The 15,908-nt window shown below is 62.6% G+C and carries 14 protein-coding genes; 9 read left to right on the top strand and 5 right to left on the bottom strand.

Going from position 1 to position 15,908, the window contains the following annotated elements; translation table 11 throughout:
* Nucleotides 1–81: 81 nt before the first annotated feature.
* The 9 genes from V2S86_RS09325 to V2S86_RS09285 all read left to right on the top strand — a co-directional run bounded on the left by V2S86_RS09325 (nt 82) and on the right by V2S86_RS09285 (nt 9,428).
* Nucleotides 82–1,452 carry a formimidoylglutamate deiminase gene (locus V2S86_RS09325; RefSeq protein ID WP_330762180.1) on the top strand — a complete coding sequence of 457 codons (1,371 nt, stop codon included), beginning with the start codon at nt 82–84 and terminating at the stop codon, nt 1,450–1,452.
* A complete protein-coding gene (locus V2S86_RS09320; protein WP_330762179.1) occupies nt 1,452–2,015 on the top strand; it encodes a HutD/Ves family protein in 564 nt (187 codons plus the stop codon). Before V2S86_RS09325 ends, V2S86_RS09320 begins: the two co-directional genes overlap by 1 nt.
* 221 nt (nt 2,016–2,236) lie before the next feature.
* Entirely contained in the window at nt 2,237–3,223 is a 987-nt protein-coding gene (locus V2S86_RS09315) for an ABC transporter substrate-binding protein (RefSeq protein WP_330762178.1), read from the top strand.
* Nucleotides 3,224–3,234: 11 nt separating this feature from the next.
* Nucleotides 3,235–4,098 (top strand): ABC transporter permease, encoded by an 864-nt coding sequence (locus V2S86_RS09310; RefSeq protein ID WP_330762177.1) that lies wholly within the window; start codon nt 3,235–3,237, stop codon nt 4,096–4,098.
* The gene (locus V2S86_RS09305) at nt 4,095–4,877 is read left to right on the top strand and encodes an ABC transporter ATP-binding protein (protein ID WP_330762176.1); all 783 of its coding nucleotides are present in this window, start codon (nt 4,095–4,097) and stop codon (nt 4,875–4,877) included. Before V2S86_RS09310 ends, V2S86_RS09305 begins: the two co-directional genes overlap by 4 nt.
* Nucleotides 4,878–4,964: 87 nt before the next feature.
* Nucleotides 4,965–6,110 carry a histidinol-phosphate transaminase gene (hisC, locus tag V2S86_RS09300; RefSeq protein ID WP_330762175.1) on the top strand — a complete coding sequence of 382 codons (1,146 nt, stop codon included), beginning with the start codon at nt 4,965–4,967 and terminating at the stop codon, nt 6,108–6,110.
* The gene (locus V2S86_RS09295) at nt 6,107–7,264 is read left to right on the top strand and encodes an alpha-hydroxy acid oxidase (RefSeq protein ID WP_330762174.1); all 1,158 of its coding nucleotides are present in this window, start codon (nt 6,107–6,109) and stop codon (nt 7,262–7,264) included. The genes hisC and V2S86_RS09295 overlap by 4 nt, the downstream gene beginning before the upstream one ends.
* Before the next feature lie 10 nt (nt 7,265–7,274).
* Nucleotides 7,275–8,369 (top strand): iron-containing alcohol dehydrogenase, encoded by a 1,095-nt coding sequence (locus V2S86_RS09290; RefSeq protein WP_330762173.1) that lies wholly within the window; start codon nt 7,275–7,277, stop codon nt 8,367–8,369.
* A 57-nt stretch (nt 8,370–8,426) separates the two neighbouring features.
* Nucleotides 8,427–9,428, top strand: a complete 1,002-nt coding sequence (locus V2S86_RS09285) for a LacI family DNA-binding transcriptional regulator (RefSeq protein WP_330762172.1) — start codon at nt 8,427–8,429, stop codon at nt 9,426–9,428.
* A gap of 50 nt (nt 9,429–9,478) precedes the next feature.
* On the opposite strand, the gene V2S86_RS09280 is transcribed toward V2S86_RS09285, so the two are convergent.
* The 5 genes from V2S86_RS09280 to hisD form a co-directional block, all read right to left on the bottom strand.
* Nucleotides 9,479–10,921 carry a glycoside hydrolase family 32 protein gene (locus V2S86_RS09280; RefSeq protein ID WP_330762171.1) on the bottom strand — a complete coding sequence of 481 codons (1,443 nt, stop codon included), beginning with the start codon at nt 10,919–10,921 and terminating at the stop codon, nt 9,479–9,481.
* A complete protein-coding gene (locus tag V2S86_RS09275; RefSeq protein ID WP_330762170.1) occupies nt 10,918–12,177 on the bottom strand; it encodes an MFS transporter in 1,260 nt (419 codons plus the stop codon). Before V2S86_RS09275 ends, V2S86_RS09280 begins: the two co-directional genes overlap by 4 nt.
* Nucleotides 12,178–12,372: 195 nt before the next feature.
* On the bottom strand, nt 12,373–13,155 hold the full coding sequence (locus V2S86_RS09270; protein ID WP_330762169.1) for an SDR family NAD(P)-dependent oxidoreductase: 783 nt from the start codon (nt 13,153–13,155) through the stop codon (nt 12,373–12,375).
* 61 nt (nt 13,156–13,216) lie between these two features.
* A complete protein-coding gene (locus tag V2S86_RS09265) occupies nt 13,217–14,551 on the bottom strand; it encodes a hypothetical protein (protein ID WP_330762168.1) in 1,335 nt (444 codons plus the stop codon).
* An 18-nt stretch (nt 14,552–14,569) separates the two neighbouring features.
* Nucleotides 14,570–15,898 carry a histidinol dehydrogenase gene (hisD, locus tag V2S86_RS09260; protein WP_330762167.1) on the bottom strand — a complete coding sequence of 443 codons (1,329 nt, stop codon included), beginning with the start codon at nt 15,896–15,898 and terminating at the stop codon, nt 14,570–14,572.
* Nucleotides 15,899–15,908: the final 10 nt, after the last annotated feature.

Here is a 15,908-nt window from a genome sequence, read left to right as displayed (position 1 = left end):
AGCAATGCGATGGGCCTGTGCATTTTCGGATGCGTGATCTTCGCGCGTTATTAGCCGTTACACTAACAGTGGAATACTGCCATGCCTGCTTATTTTGCCTCACGCGCTCTGCTCCCTGAGGGGTGGGCGCATAACGTCCGTCTGGACGTCGATGCGCACGGTCACCTGACCCAGGTGATTGCCGATTCAGATCCCGAAGGCTGTGTTCGCCTGCACGGCGATGTGGTGCCGGGCATGCCGAACCTGCATTCCCACGCCTTTCAGCGTGCGATGGCCGGGCTGGCAGAGGTCGCGGGCAACCCGCAGGACAGTTTCTGGACCTGGCGCGATCTGATGTATCGCCTGGTACAGCGGCTGACTCCGGAGCAGGTGGAAATTATTGCCCGACAACTGTATATCGAAATGCTGAAGGGAGGATATACCCAGGTTGCCGAGTTCCACTATCTGCATCATGGCACCGACGGCAATCCTTACGCCGATCGCGGCGAAATGACCGGTCGCCTCAGCCAGGCGGCGCAGCAGGCGGGGATCGGCATGACCCTGCTGCCGGTGCTGTACAGCTATGCCGGTTTTGGCGCCCAGCCCGCCCAACCGGGGCAGAAACGTTTTATTCAGGATGCGGACAGCTACCTGCAACAGCAGCAAGTGATTGCCCGCCAACTGGCGGGCCAACCGCTGCAAAACCAAGGTCTGTGCTTCCACTCCTTGCGTGCGGTGGAGTTGAGCCAGATGCAGCAGATCCTGGCGGCGTCGGACAATACCTTGCCGGTGCATATCCATATCGCCGAGCAGCAAAAAGAGGTCAATGATTGCCTGGCCTGGAGCGGCCAACGCCCGGTGGCCTGGCTGTATGAGCACATGCCGGTGGACTCGCGTTGGTGCCTGGTGCACGCCACCCATCTCGATCGCGCAGAGCTCGAGCAATTGGCGCGCAGCCAGGCGGTGGCCGGCCTGTGCCTGACCACCGAGGCCAACCTGGGCGATGGCATTTTCCCCGGTGACGCCTATCTGCACCATCAGGGCCGCTGGGGCATAGGTTCCGACAGCCACGTGTCGCTCAACGTGGTAGAAGAGCTGCGCTGGTTCGAATACGGCCAGCGGCTGCGCGATCAGCGCCGTAACCGCCTGACCACGCCACAACAACCGGCGGTGGCGGACGTGCTGTACCAACAGGCATTGCAGGGTGGGGCGCAGGCCTGCGGCGCACCTATTGGCCGTTTGCAGAGCGGTTACCGCGCCGACTGGCTGGTACTGGATGGCGACGATCCTTATCTGGCCGCGGCACCCGATGCCTCGATCCTCAACCGCTGGCTGTTCGCCGGCGGCAAAGAGCAAATCCGCGACGTCTTCGTCGGCGGCCGTCAGGTGATCGAGCAGGGGCGTCACGCGTTGCAACAGCAAAGCAGCGCGGAATTCCTGCAGGTGCTGAAAACTTTCCAGCAGGAGGCGTGATGAGTCTGACCCGTTTTGATTTCGATTCCCTGCCGGTGACGCCCTGGCGCAACGGCGGCGGCGAAACCCGTGAGATTGCCTGCTGGCCGGCGGGCGCGCAAGACTTTGACTGGCGCGCCAGCATCGCCACCATCGCGCAGGACGGCCCGTTTTCGGCATTTGGCGGCATCGACCGCTCGATTACTCTGCTGGAGGGCGACGGCGTGCATTTGTTCAGCGCAGGGCAAATCGATCACCGGTTGTCGCAGGTCGGCGAGCCCTTTGCCTTTTCCGGCGACGTGGCGTTGGACGCTACGCTGCTGGGCGGTGCCAGCCAGGATTTTAACATCATGACCCGGCGCGGGCGCTGGGCGGCCAAGGTACAGCGCATCACCGCCGGCGTGACCTTGCCGGCAGGCCACGCCGGCGTGCTGTATGTGTTGCAAGGAACCTGGTCACTGGCGGGCGGCGTCACGCTGGCTGCACGCGAGGGCGGCTGGTGGCAGGCCGAACGTCACGACGGGCAACTGACGCCGCTGGCAAAAGAAAGCCTGGCTCTGTGGGCCGATATTCACCCGGTTTAATCCGCTCACCCGGCAGGCGGCGCGCGTGCTCCAATTAGGTGCGCCGCCTGCGCCATCATGATTCGCCCGCCCCCTCCTGAAACCCGTTTCTCCGCCGCCCACGCCGCTTGCGCGTTTGGCACAGTCTTTGCTCCAGTCACTTTGCTTGTATAGACAAGACTATACAGAGCCATTCTGGCGCCCGCGGTGGGGGCGTTTTATCGGCAAGACAGGAGCACAGCATGAGCAAGGGTTTTTCCGTGAAAACGGCAATGGGGACACTTTCGATCCTGGCAGCAGCGACGGGATTTTGCGGTGTGACGGCAACGGCGGCGCAGGCGGCCGATACGCCGGTGGCGATTGGCATCTCCGGCTGGACCGGCTTCGCTCCGTTAACGCTGGCGGACAAGGCCGGGATTTTCAAAAAGCATGGCCTGGATGTCGATCTGAAAATGATCCCGCAGAAAGACCGCCATCTGGCGATCGCCTCCGGTGGGGTGCAGTGCGCCGCCACCACGGTGGAAACCTACGTCGCCTGGAACGCCAACGGCGTGCCAATCACGCAAATCGTGCAGTTGGACAAATCTTACGGGGCCGACGGGCTGGCGGTGCGCAACGGCATCAGCAGCGTGGCGCAGTTGAAGGGCAAGACGGTGGGCGTCGATGCGCCCGGCACCTCCTCCTATTTTGCGCTGGCGTGGATCCTGGACAAAAACCACATGACGCTGAAAGACGTCAAGCTGGCCACCTTGTCGCCGCAGGCGGCGGCGCAGGCTTTCAATGCCGGGCAGAACGACGCGGCGATGACCTACGAACCTTACCTGTCGACGGTCCGCGACAATCCCAAACAAGGAAAAATCCTGGCCACTACGCTGGATTACCCGATGGTGATGGATACGCTGGGCTGCACGCCGGACTGGTTGAAGAAAAACCCGCAGGCGGCGAAAGCGCTGGTGGAGAGCTATTTCGACGCGTTGGACATGATCAAGGCGCAGCCGGATAAATCCTACGAAATCATGGGGGCGGCGGTGAAATCCAGCGGCAAGCAGTTTGCCGAGTCCGCCGGCTACCTGCGTTGGCAGGATCGCGAGCAGAACCGCAAGTTCTTCAGCGGCGAAATCGCCGATTTCAGCAAAGAGGCCGCGGCGCTGCTGCTGGAAATGCGCGTGATCCGCAAACTGCCGGACATCGGCACGCTGTATGACGCCAGCTACGTAAACCAGCCATGAAGGAGTCCGAAATGAATTCACCCCTCAGTCCAGTGGCGGAACTGGAACGGGAGCCTGAGGCGCTGCCGCCCGCCAAGCCGCACTGGCATAACCCGATGATGGTGCCGTTGCGGCCGGTTGCCGGGCGGTTGCGCTGGTTTCTCGGCCTGGCCTTCTTCGCGCTGTTCGTTGCGCTGTGGGGGCTGGTGACCTTCACCGGGCTGGTGTCGCCGACGTTTCTGGCCGATCCGCTCACCATGCTGCGCGAAGGCGTACTGCTGTTCACCGAGTACGATTTCTCGCTGGATATCGGCATGACGGTGTTCCGGGTGCTGAGCGGTTTCCTGCTGGCGGCGGCCATTGCGGTGCCGCTCGGCATCATGATGGGTTCGTACAAACTGGTGGAGGCGTTTCTCGAACCCTTTGTCTCGTTTTGCCGCTATCTGCCGGCATCGGCGTTTGTGCCGCTGTTGATCCTGTGGGCCGGCATCGGCGAAATGCAGAAAATTCTGGTGATCTTTATCGGCTCGTTCTTCCAGATAGTGCTGATGGTGGCGGTGACCGTCGGCGCCGCCCGGCGCGATCTGGTGGAGGCGGCCTATACCCTGGGCGCCTCCAATCGCAGCGTGGTACGAAGGGTGCTGATCCCCGGCGCGGCGCCGGAGATTGCCGAACTGCTGCGTTTGGTGCTCGGCTGGGCCTGGACTTACGTGATTGTCGCCGAACTGATCGGTTCTTCCAGCGGTATCGGCCACATGATTGTCGACAGCCAGGCGCTGTTGAACACTGGGCAGATTATCTTCGGCATTATCGTCATCGGCTGTATCGGTCTGCTGTCCGATCTGCTGTTCAAGGCGGCTAACAAACGCCTGTTTATCTGGAGTTCTCTGCGATGAAAGCCGACAAGCTCAATGTCAGAAACGTATCGCGAATTTTTACCGGGCCGCATGGCGAACAGACGCAGGCGCTGCTGCCGGTCGATTACCAGGTGCAGGAGAATGATTTCATCACCATTCTCGGGCCTTCCGGCTGCGGCAAGTCGACGCTGCTGCGCATCATTGCCGGGCTGGACAGCCCGACGCAGGGGGAAGTGTGGCTGGATGGTCAGCGGGTGGAAGGGCCGGGCGCCGATCGCGGCATGGTGTTCCAGAGCTATACGCTGTTCCCGTGGCTCACGGTGGAGCAAAACATCCGTTTTGGCCTGCAGGAACGCGGTGTGGGCGCGGTGCTGCAGAAAGAACGCAGCGACTATTTCATCAACAAGGTTGGGTTGTGCGGCTTTGAACGGCATTTCCCGCGCCAGCTTTCCGGCGGCATGCAGCAGCGCACCGCCATCGCCCGGGCGTTGGCCAACGATCCGAAAATCCTGTTGATGGATGAACCTTTCGGCGCGCTGGATAACCAGACGCGGGTGATGATGCAAGAGCTGTTGCTCAACATCTGGGAGGCTTCGCGCAAAACGGTGCTGTTCGTGACGCATGACATCGATGAAGCGATTTTTATGGCCAACAAGGTGGCGATTTTCAGCGCGCGCCCGGGGCGGATCAAAACCGAAGTGCCGGTCGATTTCCCGCATCCGCGCGATTACACCCTGAAAACGTCGCCGGAGTTTATGGCGATCAAGGCGCAGGTCACGGAAGAGATCCGCAGCGAAACCTTGCAAAGCCTGCACTAAACCCCGTCAGACCATGACCCCTCCCATTCGCCGGGAAGGGGGTCATGCGCTTTTTGACTTTACCGATAATTAACCCGTGAGGTGAGGATGCAAGCCATTTCTTCCGCAGCACAGGCGGTGCGCCGCCTGGCGCGCCGGCAGGCAAGTTCGCTCGGCGCCTATAACGCCGGGTTGTCCAGCGAGGCGGTGCGCAATAGTTACGGCGTCACAGAAGTTACCCGTCTGGCGAGCAACGAAAACCCGCTTGGCGCCAGCCCTCTGGTGCAACAGGCGCTGAGCGATTTGGCTCAGCATAGCGGCATTTACCCGGATCCTGACAGCCAGGCGCTACGGGCGGAAATCGCCGCCCTGACCGGCATTCCCCCGCAGCAGGTGGTGATCGGCAACGGTTCTGAAAACATTTTGGAAATGCTGTGTCTGGCGTTTGTTAATCCGGGTGACCGGGTCGTGACCCTGCTGCCGTCGTTTGGCCTGCATGAAATCTACCCGCGCATGATGGGGGCGGAGGTGACGCTGGTGGCGGTCAATCAGGCGCTGGAGTTCGATCTGGCCGCCTGGCGACTGGCGTTGCAACGGCCGGCCAAGATGGTGGTGTTCAGCAACCCGTCGAACCCGGTCGGCTGCATGCTCGGACGCGATGACTTTTTGCAATTGATCGCCGCCGTGCCGCAAGACTGCCTGCTGGTGATCGACGAGGCCTATTACGAATACTGCGCCGACCTGGCGGACTACCCGGACAGCCTGGCGCTGCTGCCGTTACAGGACCGCCCGTGGATTGTGCTGCGCACCTGCTCCAAAGCTTACGGGCTGGCCGGGCTGCGTGTCGGTTACGGACTGGCCTGTGACGCCGAGCTGGTGGCGTTGCTCGATCGGGTACGCACGCCGTTCAACATTAACCGGGCGGCGCAAAATGCGGCGTTGGCAGCATTGCGCGACCGGCAGCATGTGGCCGACAGCGTCGCCTGGGTCAGTGAAGCGCGTGCGGCGATGGCGGCGGCGCTGTGTGCATTGGGGCTGCAGGTGGCGCCGTCCAGCGCCAATTTCCTGTTCTTTGATTGCGGTTACCCGAGCGAGCGGATAGCCGAAGCGTTGCTGGCGCACGGCATCATCGTCAAACCCTGGCGCGAAGCCGGTTATCAGCGGTTCATCCGGGTTTCGATCGGTAGCGCGGCGGACAACCGGCGCTTCCTCGGCGCGTTGCGACAGGTGCTGGCGGAGGCGGCGCGCGGATGAGCGGGGCGATACTCAACGTGGCGGATTTGCAGCGTGCGGCGCGGCGCTACCTGCCGCGTTTCGCTTACCGTTACCTGGCGGGCGGTGCGGAAGATGAACACACGCTGCGCGGTAACCGGGTGGCGTTCAGCCAATGGCAGTTTGTGCCGCCGGTGCTGCGTGACGCCAGCCGCCGCACGTTAAGCATTCGGCTTTGGCAGCAGGAACTGGCGGCACCGCTGCTGATTGCGCCCACCGGTTACAACGGCATGCTGCGTTATCAGGCGGATTTGATGCTGGCGCGCAGCGCCCGGGCGTTCGGCATTCCCTATATTCAGAGCACGGTATCTACCGCCTCGTTGGAGGAGATTGCCGCCGATGGCCAGGGGCAGCACTGGTTCCAGCTGTATGTGCTGCGCGATCGGCAGGTGACCGCCGGGCTGTTGCAACGCGCTCTGGCCGCGGGCTGCGACACGCTGGTGCTGTCGGTGGATGCGGTGCATTTCGGCAACCGCGAGCGCGATCGGCGCAGCTACCGGCGGCCAATGAAACTCTCCCTCGCCAGCCTGTGCGACGTGGCGCTGCACCCTCGCTGGTTGTGGCATACCTTGCGCCCGGCGGGCATGCCCGGTTTCGGCAATCTGCAACCTTATTTGCCGGCGGAGCGGCAGCGGGGCCTGAGCGGGGCCGCTTATTTCGCCCGCGAGATGGACGCCGCGCTGAACTGGCAAACGCTGGATTGGGTACGGCAATGCTGGCCGGGCAAGCTGCTGGTGAAGGGCATTTTGCACCCTCAGGATGCCCGTCAGGCGCTCGATGCCGGGGCGGATGGCATAGTGCTGTCCAACCACGGCGGCCGCCAGCTCGACGGCAGCGTTGCCCCCATCAGCCTGTTGCCGGCGGTGCGTGCTGCCTGTGGGCCGACGGCGACGATCCTGATCGACAGCGGCTTTCGGCGCGGCACCGACGTGGTGAAAGCGCTGGCGCTGGGTGCCAATGCCGTGTTGCTCGGCCGCCCGTTGTTGTACGGCGTGGCGCTGGCTGGGCAGGCTGGCGCGACTCAGGCACTGCGGATTTTCAGCGAGGAAATTGACCGCACGCTGGCGCAACTGGGCTGTAGCAGCGTGCAGGAATTGGGGCCGCATCTGCTGCGGCCGGTGAATGAACGAGGATAAGGAGCCTGAGATGTCTTTAGCGCAAATCGCTTTCCCGGCGCGCGTGATACGCGGCGCCGGAGCATTGGAGGAGATCGGTACGCTGTGCGCCGGTTACGGTTCAAGGGCGATGCTGATCGGCGGTGCGCGTGGGCTGGCGGTTACCGAAGCGCGCATAGGCAACTGCCTGCGTGCCGCGGCGGTGGAGCGGGTTGGCTGCGAGCAGTATGGCGGCGAATGCAGTGAAACGCAGATTGCGCGGCTGGGCGCAGTGGCGCATTCAGCGGCGGCGCAGGTGTTGATCGTGGCGGGTGGGGGCAAGGCCATTGATACCGGCAAGGCGGTGGGAGCGGCTTGCGGATTGCCGGTCATCACCGTGCCGACCATTGCCGCCACTTGCGCTGCCGTTACGCCGTTGTCTATTCGCTATCATGACGACGGCCACTTTCGCGACATGCTGCATCTGCCGCATGCCCCGGCGGCGGCGGTGATTGACAGCCAACTGTTGGCCGCGGCACCCGCCCGCTGGTTGGCGGCCGGGTTGGGGGATACGCTGGCGAAATGGTATGAGTATCGCGCCATCGGCCACCCGCCGGCACTGAACGGCATGGCGCTGGCGGCGCAGGCCAACAGCCGCATCTGTTACCAACTGATTGAAGAATACGGGGCTGCGGCCTGCCAGGCGGCGGAGTTATGCCAGGCCGACGCTGCGCTGGAGCAGGCGCTGGATGCCATCTTCCTGTTTGCCGGGCTGACGTCGGTCATGGGCAGCGGGGCACATGCCGCAGCGGCCCATGCGCTGTTTGAAGGCTTCACCGTCTGCGACAAGACGCGCCATTTTGGTCATGGCCTGTTGGTCGGTTACGGCAACCTGTGCCTGCTGGCGCTGGAACAGCGCAGCGACGAGGAACTGCTGGCTGCCTTGCGGCTGGCGCAGGCCTGCCGGATACCGCTGCATTTGGCGGATATCGCCGACGATCTGGACAATCAAGCCATCAACGCCATTATGGCGGCGGCGGTTGAAGCGCCGGATATGGCCAACATGCCGCACCCTGTCACCGTTACCCAGTTGGCGCAAGCCATGCAGCGGGTACATGAACTGGCCGACAGAATGTGCAAGGGGTAGAGTCCGGCGTTAAGTTGTGGGATTATTTGGTTTTCCATCCTACACAGAGAAGGGCGCATGGCCTCGCTGAAAGACGTTGCAAAACTTGCCGGGGTGTCGCTGATGACGGTTTCCCGCGCCATCAACGAGCCAGGCAAACTGCGGCCAGACACCTACCAGCGCGTCAAGCAGGCGATCGACCAACTGGATTACGTACCCGATCTCTCGGCCCGGCGCATTCGCGGCGACAGCAACCGGGTGCAGACGCTCGGTGTGTTAGCGCTGGACACCGCCACCACGCCGTTCTCGGTGGAAATGATCCTGTCGATCGAAAAGACCGCGCGCGAACACGGCTGGAACAGCTTTGTGGTCAACCTGTTCGCCGACGACAGCGCCGAGCACACCATAGATTTGCTGCTGGCGCACCGGCCGGATGGGGTGATTTTCACCACCATGGGGCTGCGGCAGGTCACAGTGCCGCCCAAGTTACTGGATAAAAAGCTGGTGCTGGCCAACTGCGTCAGTCAGGGAAACAGCGTTGCCAGCTACATTCCGGATGACGAACAGGGCCAGTACGACGCCATACGCGCGCTGATCGCCAAAGGCTACCGTGCGCCGCTGTGCATTCATCTGCCGGAAAACACGCTGGCGGCCGGGTTGCGCCGTCGCGGGTTGGAGCGCGCCTGGCGTGACGCGGGCGGCGACGTAGACCAACTCAAGCAATATCACCTTGATTTGAGCGACGGCGATGAGCGCTACCGCGATTGCGTGGCCTTGCTGGAACGGCATTTCGCACCGGGCCGGCGCGATTGCGATGTGGTGGTGTGCGGCAACGATCGGGTGGCGTTTATGGTGTATCAGGTGCTGTTGGCGCAGGGCTGGCAGATCCCGCAGCAGGTGGGGGTGCTGGGTTATGACAACATGGTCGGCATCGGCCAACTGTTCCTGCCGCCGTTGACCACGGTGCAACTGCCGCATTACGAACTGGGCCGTCAGGCGGCGCTGCATCTGATTAACCAGTTGGAACACTGCGAGACGGTGAAGGTGGCCTGCCCGCTGTTGTTGCGCGAATCGATGTGAGCGAAACAGGGCACGACAAGCGTGCCCTGCCAGTCAGGCGCCGAGGATTTTCAGGCCCAGATGCTCGCCAGTTCCCACCCCTGTAGCGCTTCAAACTGCGCCTGGCCGCTTTCGGCAAACAGGCTCACGCCGCGCCGGCCGTCGGTCGGGTAGATGCGGCTGGTCAGACAGGCAACGCCTTGATTGACGAACACTTCCAGCGATGAACGGTCGATAAATACTCTCAACGACAATGTGTCGCCCGCCGGCAGCGGCACGCTGCGGCAACCGCACAGGCCCGGTTCCTCGCTGAAACGCTCCAATACCAGCCTGTGGGCCTGGTTGTCCACGTACAGCCGCGCGGCGTCGCCAATGGCGATACCGTAGCGTTCGGCATCGCTGGCGGCCAGATCCAACGACAGCGTCAGCTCTTGCAGGTTTTCCGCCAGAAGTTGGCGTTGGTTGCGCAGTTGCGCTGCGGCAAACGTCTGCGGCAGACCGCGCAGCGCCGCCAACTCCCGCACCGGGTTCATCAGCACATCGCCCTCGGCATTCAGCGTCAGTTCGCGGGGCAGGGTGAGCGCACCGGCCCAACCCTGCGCCTTGCTCGGCATCGGCGATTCCCACATGTCCATCCAGGCGAACAGCAGGCGGCGGCCGTCGGCGGCGGTGAAAGTTTGCGGCGCATAGAAATCATGCCCGGCGTCCAGCTCGCAGAAAGGTCGAGTGACGTTGAAATCGGCGCCCGGCTGCCAGTGACCGAGCAAATAGCCGCTTTGGAAGCGGTTACGGTGGCGGTAACCCTGCGCCGCCAGCCCCTGCGGCGAGAACAGCAGCACCTGTTTTTCGCCGAGCGGGAAGAAATCCGGGCACTCCCACATATAGCCCTGATGCAGCGTCTGCGCGCCGTCCAGCACGCGGTCAAATTGCCAACTGCGCAGATCTTTCGAACGATAAAGCCGTGCCTGCCCGAGGCCGTTTTGTTTGGCGCCGACCACCATCCACCAGCCGTCATTCTCGCGCCAGACCTTGGGATCGCGGAAATGCTGAATGCCTTCCGGCGGCGCCAGCACCGGCCCGTGTTTGACGAAATGTACGCCGTCCTCGCTGGTGGCCAGGCACTGCACCTCGCGCACCTGATCGTCATCGCCCACTTTGTCCAGCCAGACGTGGCCGGTGTAGATCAGCGTCAGCACGCCGTTATCGTCCACCGCGCAGCCGGAGAAACAGCCGTCTTTGTCGTAGTCGTCGCCGGGTGCCAGGGCTATCGGCTGGTGCTGCCAGTGCGCCAGATCCCGGCTGATGGCGTGGCCCCAGTGCATCGGTCCCCAGTTTTCGTCGTAGGGGTGGTGCTGATAGAACGCATGATAGACGCCGTTAATGTACAGCAGCCCATTGGGATCGTTGATCCAGCCGGCGGCCGGCGCCAGATGAAATTGCGGGTAATAATCGTCCTGACGCTGGGCGCGCAGGGTTTCGACCGCATGGTCGGCTTGAGCTAAGGCATTGTTCATTGGATTGGCTCACTTGATTTTATCGTGGATTGAAATTGAGGTGCGCGGGCGGGAGTCTCGCCGCGCAACAGAAAGCAGGAAACCAGCGTGGTACCGGCGACGGCGCAGCCCATCAGCAAATAGGTGTCGGCAAAGCCGATGCGGTCGTAGCCGAGACCGGCCAGCGGTGCCAGAATGCCGGCGACGATCTGACTGATAAACTGGAAGCCCACCAGGTACAGCGTGGAGGACAGGCGGCTGTCAAAGCGGGTGGTGATGTATTTGAACATCGCCACCAGCAGAATCGGCAGTTCTACGGCATGCAGCAGTTTCATGGCGGAAATCATCAGCGCGCCATTGGCGAAGCCGGAGCCGAACATGCGCACCGCCATCACGCTGCTGGCCAGCAGCAGGCTTTGTTTGATACCGATACGGTTGACCAGCAGCGGCGCCAGGAACATGCCGCCGGCCTCAAGAAACACTTGCAGCGAGTTAAGGAAGCCGTACATGCGGTTGCCTTCCTCGTGGGTCGCGAACTGCGAGGCGAAGTACACCGGGAACTGCTGGTCGAAGACGCCGTAGATGCTGGTGCCGAGCACGAACACCACCAGCGCCCAGAACCCCGGCAGGCGCAGCAACGCCAGGGCGTCCTGCAACTTCAGGTTTTCCGGTTTGCCGTATTCGAGCCCGGCCATGGCGTTGGGTTTCAACTCTCGCACCTGCCACAGCAACAGCAGGAATACCGCCGCCGAGGCCGAGGCGATCCAGAAATTGATGTTCGGGTTGATGTTATAGATAAAGCCGGCAAAGAAGGTGGCGCTGGCCCAGCCCAGCGAGCCCCACATGCGCGCCCGGCCGAACTCGAAGCCGACGATGCGGCTGACGCGCTCGGTATAGGATTCCAGCGCGCCAATGCCGGCGTTAAACGCCAGGCTGACGAACAGGCCGCCAACCAGTGCGCCGGCCACCAGATTGGTTTGCAGCAGCGGGGCGTAAACATAGATAAAGAACGGCCCGGTGAGCAGCAGCAGCGTGCCGACAAACAGCAACAGATGCTTGCGCAGCCCGAGTTTGTCCTGAATAAACCCGTACAGCGGCTGCGCGCACAACGCCATGATCGACATGGCCGAGAAGATCAGGCCGGTTTCGGTGCCTTTCAGGCCGATTTTCTGGTTTAGCCAGATGGAGATCAGTGAAAAACTGGCCGACCAGGTGAAGAAGAAGAAGAACAACAGGCCGCTTAGAAGCACATAATATTTTTTTGTTTCGCGGTTCATGTGAGATGCCCTGATGGATGATGTCAGTCTTATTGTTAACGTTAACCTTTGACCAAATAAAGCCACCAACGTCAGGGATTGCGATGTTAATCACAAAAGTTAACGTTAACATATTTGCGTTGTGATCATCATCACTGGATGGATGCAAGAGGCTGGAAAGAGGCCGGGGCCGGCGCATTCGCCCCCGGCCCGCCTTCAGATACTGGCCAGATAACCGCCGTCGACATACAGGATCTGACCTGTGATGTAGGCCGCCGCCGGGCCGGCGAGGAAAATGGCCGCGCCGGTAAGGTCGCTCAGCTTGCCAAAGCGGCCTAGCGGGATTTTATCCTGCATGGACTCGCGCCAACCGTTATCCTGGTAAAACACCTCGGTCATCGCCGTCTGAAAATAGCCCGGCCCGATGCCGTTGACCCGGATCCCGTGGGTGGCCCATTCGCTGGCCAGCGCGCGCGTCATGCCCGCCAGCCCGGATTTCGACGCGCCGTAAGCGGTAGCCCCCGGTACGCCGACCTCGCTGGTCAATGAGCACAGGTTGATGATGCTGCCGCTGCCCTGTTCGACCATCAGGCGCGCCGCCGCCTGCGCGCAGAAGAAAGCGCCTTTCAGGTTGGTGCCGACGATGCTGTCCCACAGCGTTTCATCCACCTCCAGCGACGGGCACAGGCGTTCGATACCGGCGTTGTTGATCAGGATATCCAGCGGTTTGCCCGCCAGCGTGGCGAAGGCGGTTTCAATCGACGCCGGATCCTGGACATCCAGCAGCAGCATTTCCGGGTGCTCCCCCCAGTTGTTCAGCTGTTGCACCACCTCTTGCAGCGCGGCGCGCTGTCGCCCGGCGACGATCACCTGCGCACCGGCCTGCGCCAGCCCGATCGCCAGCGCCTGGCCAATGCCCCGCGTAGCGCCGGTGATCAGCGCACGTTTGCCGCGCAGTGAAAAAGGGGCCAGGCCCGGCGGTAAATGGGTGTTTTGCATAACTTCTCCTCAGGGAACCGAAATGGGTTTCAGCAGGCTTCTGCCCTAAAGCGCCCGGTTTTCATGCCTTACCGCCGAACTGCGGGTCTATGGCGGTGAACCAACGGCTGGCTACGTCTTTGCCGTCGACCGGTTCGCTGCCCAGCATCATGGCGATGGCGAAACCCAGCGCCGAGCTTTCCGGCGTATGGCCGCTGCCGCCGCCGGCGCGCAGATCGAGCACCAGCGTCGGGCAGCAGAACAGCGCCAGCCGCATCAACCGCCGCCAGTTATGCGGCAACCAGCCGCGCGTCGTCAGTTCGCTGAGCAATGGCCGCCAGTACAACGCACCTTTGTCCTGCAGGAAGGCGGCGCGCAAGGGCGTCAACTGCCAGTCATGCTCGACGATCAGCCTTTGCCCCTCCAGCCGGGCAGCCACCCGGTAATGCGTCGCGCAGCGCTGCGGTTCGTACAACCAGAACGGATGGGCGAAAATATTGTGGAAAGTCGCTTTGATCTCCGCCAGCAGCGCCGGGATATTGCGCCCGGCGAAAGCCGGATCGAAGCTGACCAACTGCGGCGGCGGGCGATCGGTTTCGTACCATACGTTGGCGTTGTGCGCGTCGCCGTGGGCGATCACGACGCCGTGCTGCGCCAGTGCAGCCGGGGCCAGCAACTCGCCGGCCTGCAACAGCAGTTCGCCCAACGTATGGCGATAGCGCACGCCGTTGATTTCCCATTGCAGGTCCTGCAATTGCGCCCAGCTCAATTCTTGCTGCACCAGTTGGAAGGTTTTGCCTACGTAGAACTGCGCCACCCGGCCGCCCAATCCCGGCGTGGCGCCAGGGCTAACCAGCCGGTGATGAAACAGCTGGTGGATCGGCTCGCGAGCTACCGCCGCAGGCTGGCCGATTTTTAGCGTCGGCAGCGTCATCTGCAGGATCTCCGCATCGGCGCGGTGCTGAGCATCGACCACCGGGGCCATCAGCGGCCAGCTCTGTTGCAGTTCAATCTCGCGGCACACGTCGGCCAGCCGCCGATCGTGGCGCAACCGGTACAACAGGATCTGCCGCCCCGGCTCACCGCAGGCATACAGCGGCACGTCGACGCGGAAACCGTTATTGCGCAGCAGCTCGGCGTTGTAATACTCCTCGATGGTGTGGTCTTCGCCTTCCTCGTGGTGGTATTTAAAGAACAGGCCGCGGCCGTCGGCCAATTGCAACTGGCCGTTCAGCGAGTTCAGGCTGTATTGATCGCGGTTGATGGTCAATTCGCCCACCGCCACTCCGGTGATCTCCAGCACCAGTCGGCGCAGTTTGTCCGCCGCCTGCTGCCATTCGTCGGCGTGGGTCAGCGCTCTGGCCTGCGCCGCCAGGGGTTCACCCCGGCCGGCGCGGGGAATAGGATTGTCGGTCATCGTAACCTCGCTGCCTGTTCAGGGCTGACGATCGAGCAGAGTTTTACGCAGCGGTGACACCGCCAGCGCGTGTGCGGGGAAGCCTTCATACAGGGCAAACCCGTGCGCCTTTTCCGCCAACGCGTCGTAGCCGCTGCGGGTGACGTAACCCACCGAAATGCGTTTCATGTAGTCGAATACCGACAGCGGCCCGGCCACTTTGGCGGCGGCATTGGTCGGCAGCACCGCATTGGGGCCGAGCACAAAGTTGCCTAACGTCACCGGGGTGTAATTGCCCAGCAGGATTTCACCGGCATTGCGAATTTGGCCCATCACCGCCAGCGGCTCTTCCGCCAGGATCTCCAGATGCTCCGGTGCATAACCATTCACAAAGGCCACGGCCGCGGCGAAGTCCTGCGTCAGCACCACACCGCCATGGGTACCGCACAGCACGCTTTGCGAGAAGCCGGCGCGTTTCTCGTCCAGCTGCGCCCAGTAACCCGGTAGCGCGGCGATCGCCTGTTCCGCTACCCGACGGCTGGAGGTCACCAGCCAGGCGGAGGAGTCCGGGCCATGTTCCGATTCAATGATCAAGTCCAACGCCGCCAGCGCACCGTTGGCGCTGTCATCGGCCAAAATAATGCTTTCGCTGGGGCCGGCTGGCACGCCGGGATCGATCAACTGCGCCAACTGGCGTTTGGCGGCCACCACCCAGGGGCTGCCGGGGCCGACGATCTTCAGGCACTTTGGCACCGTTTCTGTGCCATAAGCCACGGCCGCCACCCCTTGCGCGCCGCCGCACTTGTAAATTTCGCGGATGCCGACCAACTGCGCCGCCACCAGCGTCGCGTCATCGACTTTGCCATCTGGGCCGGGCGGAGTGATCACCACCGGCCGGGGTACGCCCGCCACCAGCGCCGGGATCGCGGTCATCAGCAGTACGCTGGGGAACGAGCCTTTGCCGCGCGGCACGTAACAAGCTACGGAATCGATCGGCAGATGGCGATCGCCGGCAAAAGCGCCGGGCTGCATCTCTTTCAGCCACATCTCCTCCGGTTTCTGCGCTTCGTGAAACGCGCGGATATTGCCTGCGGCATAGGCGATAGCGGCGGTGACGGCGGGATCCAGCCGCGCCATGGCGTCGTCGAACTCGCTTTGTTCGACGCGAATCGACATCCGCTCGGCCTGCACGCCGTCGAATTCCCGTGCGAAGCGCTGCAGCGCGGCATCGCCCTCATCGCGTACCGCCGCGATAATCGGCTGCACTCGCTCGATAAAAAACGACAAGTCGGCTTCGGTGCGCTGGAACAGGGCTTCCGGCAATTGCCGGCTGTGGCTGAGATCGTGAAAGGTCACTGTGTGCGACATGGGAATGCTC

Source organism: Serratia sp. C2(1), assembly GCF_036352655.1.
GTDB lineage: Bacteria > Pseudomonadota > Gammaproteobacteria > Enterobacterales > Enterobacteriaceae > Serratia > Serratia inhibens.
Note: the sequence above shows the minus strand (reverse complement) of the source record. Positions and strands in the feature narration are given on the sequence as shown.

What these genes read in the sequence shown, in the direction of transcription:
- V2S86_RS09325 (WP_330762180.1), top strand. Translation starts at nt 82, where the DNA reads ATGCCTGCTTATTTTGCCTCACGCGCTCTGCTCCCTGAGGGGTGGGCG.
- V2S86_RS09320 (WP_330762179.1), top strand. Translation starts at nt 1,452, where the DNA reads ATGAGTCTGACCCGTTTTGATTTCGATTCCCTGCCGGTGACGCCCTGG.
- V2S86_RS09315 (WP_330762178.1), top strand. Translation starts at nt 2,237, where the DNA reads ATGAGCAAGGGTTTTTCCGTGAAAACGGCAATGGGGACACTTTCGATC.
- V2S86_RS09310 (WP_330762177.1), top strand. Translation starts at nt 3,235, where the DNA reads ATGAATTCACCCCTCAGTCCAGTGGCGGAACTGGAACGGGAGCCTGAG.
- V2S86_RS09305 (WP_330762176.1), top strand. Translation starts at nt 4,095, where the DNA reads ATGAAAGCCGACAAGCTCAATGTCAGAAACGTATCGCGAATTTTTACC.
- hisC (WP_330762175.1), top strand. Translation starts at nt 4,965, where the DNA reads ATGCAAGCCATTTCTTCCGCAGCACAGGCGGTGCGCCGCCTGGCGCGC.
- V2S86_RS09295 (WP_330762174.1), top strand. Translation starts at nt 6,107, where the DNA reads ATGAGCGGGGCGATACTCAACGTGGCGGATTTGCAGCGTGCGGCGCGG.
- V2S86_RS09290 (WP_330762173.1), top strand. Translation starts at nt 7,275, where the DNA reads ATGTCTTTAGCGCAAATCGCTTTCCCGGCGCGCGTGATACGCGGCGCC.
- V2S86_RS09285 (WP_330762172.1), top strand. Translation starts at nt 8,427, where the DNA reads ATGGCCTCGCTGAAAGACGTTGCAAAACTTGCCGGGGTGTCGCTGATG.
- V2S86_RS09280 (WP_330762171.1), bottom strand. Translation starts at nt 10,921, where the DNA reads ATGAACAATGCCTTAGCTCAAGCCGACCATGCGGTCGAAACCCTGCGC.
- V2S86_RS09275 (WP_330762170.1), bottom strand. Translation starts at nt 12,177, where the DNA reads ATGAACCGCGAAACAAAAAAATATTATGTGCTTCTAAGCGGCCTGTTG.
- V2S86_RS09270 (WP_330762169.1), bottom strand. Translation starts at nt 13,155, where the DNA reads ATGCAAAACACCCATTTACCGCCGGGCCTGGCCCCTTTTTCACTGCGC.
- V2S86_RS09265 (WP_330762168.1), bottom strand. Translation starts at nt 14,551, where the DNA reads ATGACCGACAATCCTATTCCCCGCGCCGGCCGGGGTGAACCCCTGGCG.
- hisD (WP_330762167.1), bottom strand. Translation starts at nt 15,898, where the DNA reads ATGTCGCACACAGTGACCTTTCACGATCTCAGCCACAGCCGGCAATTG.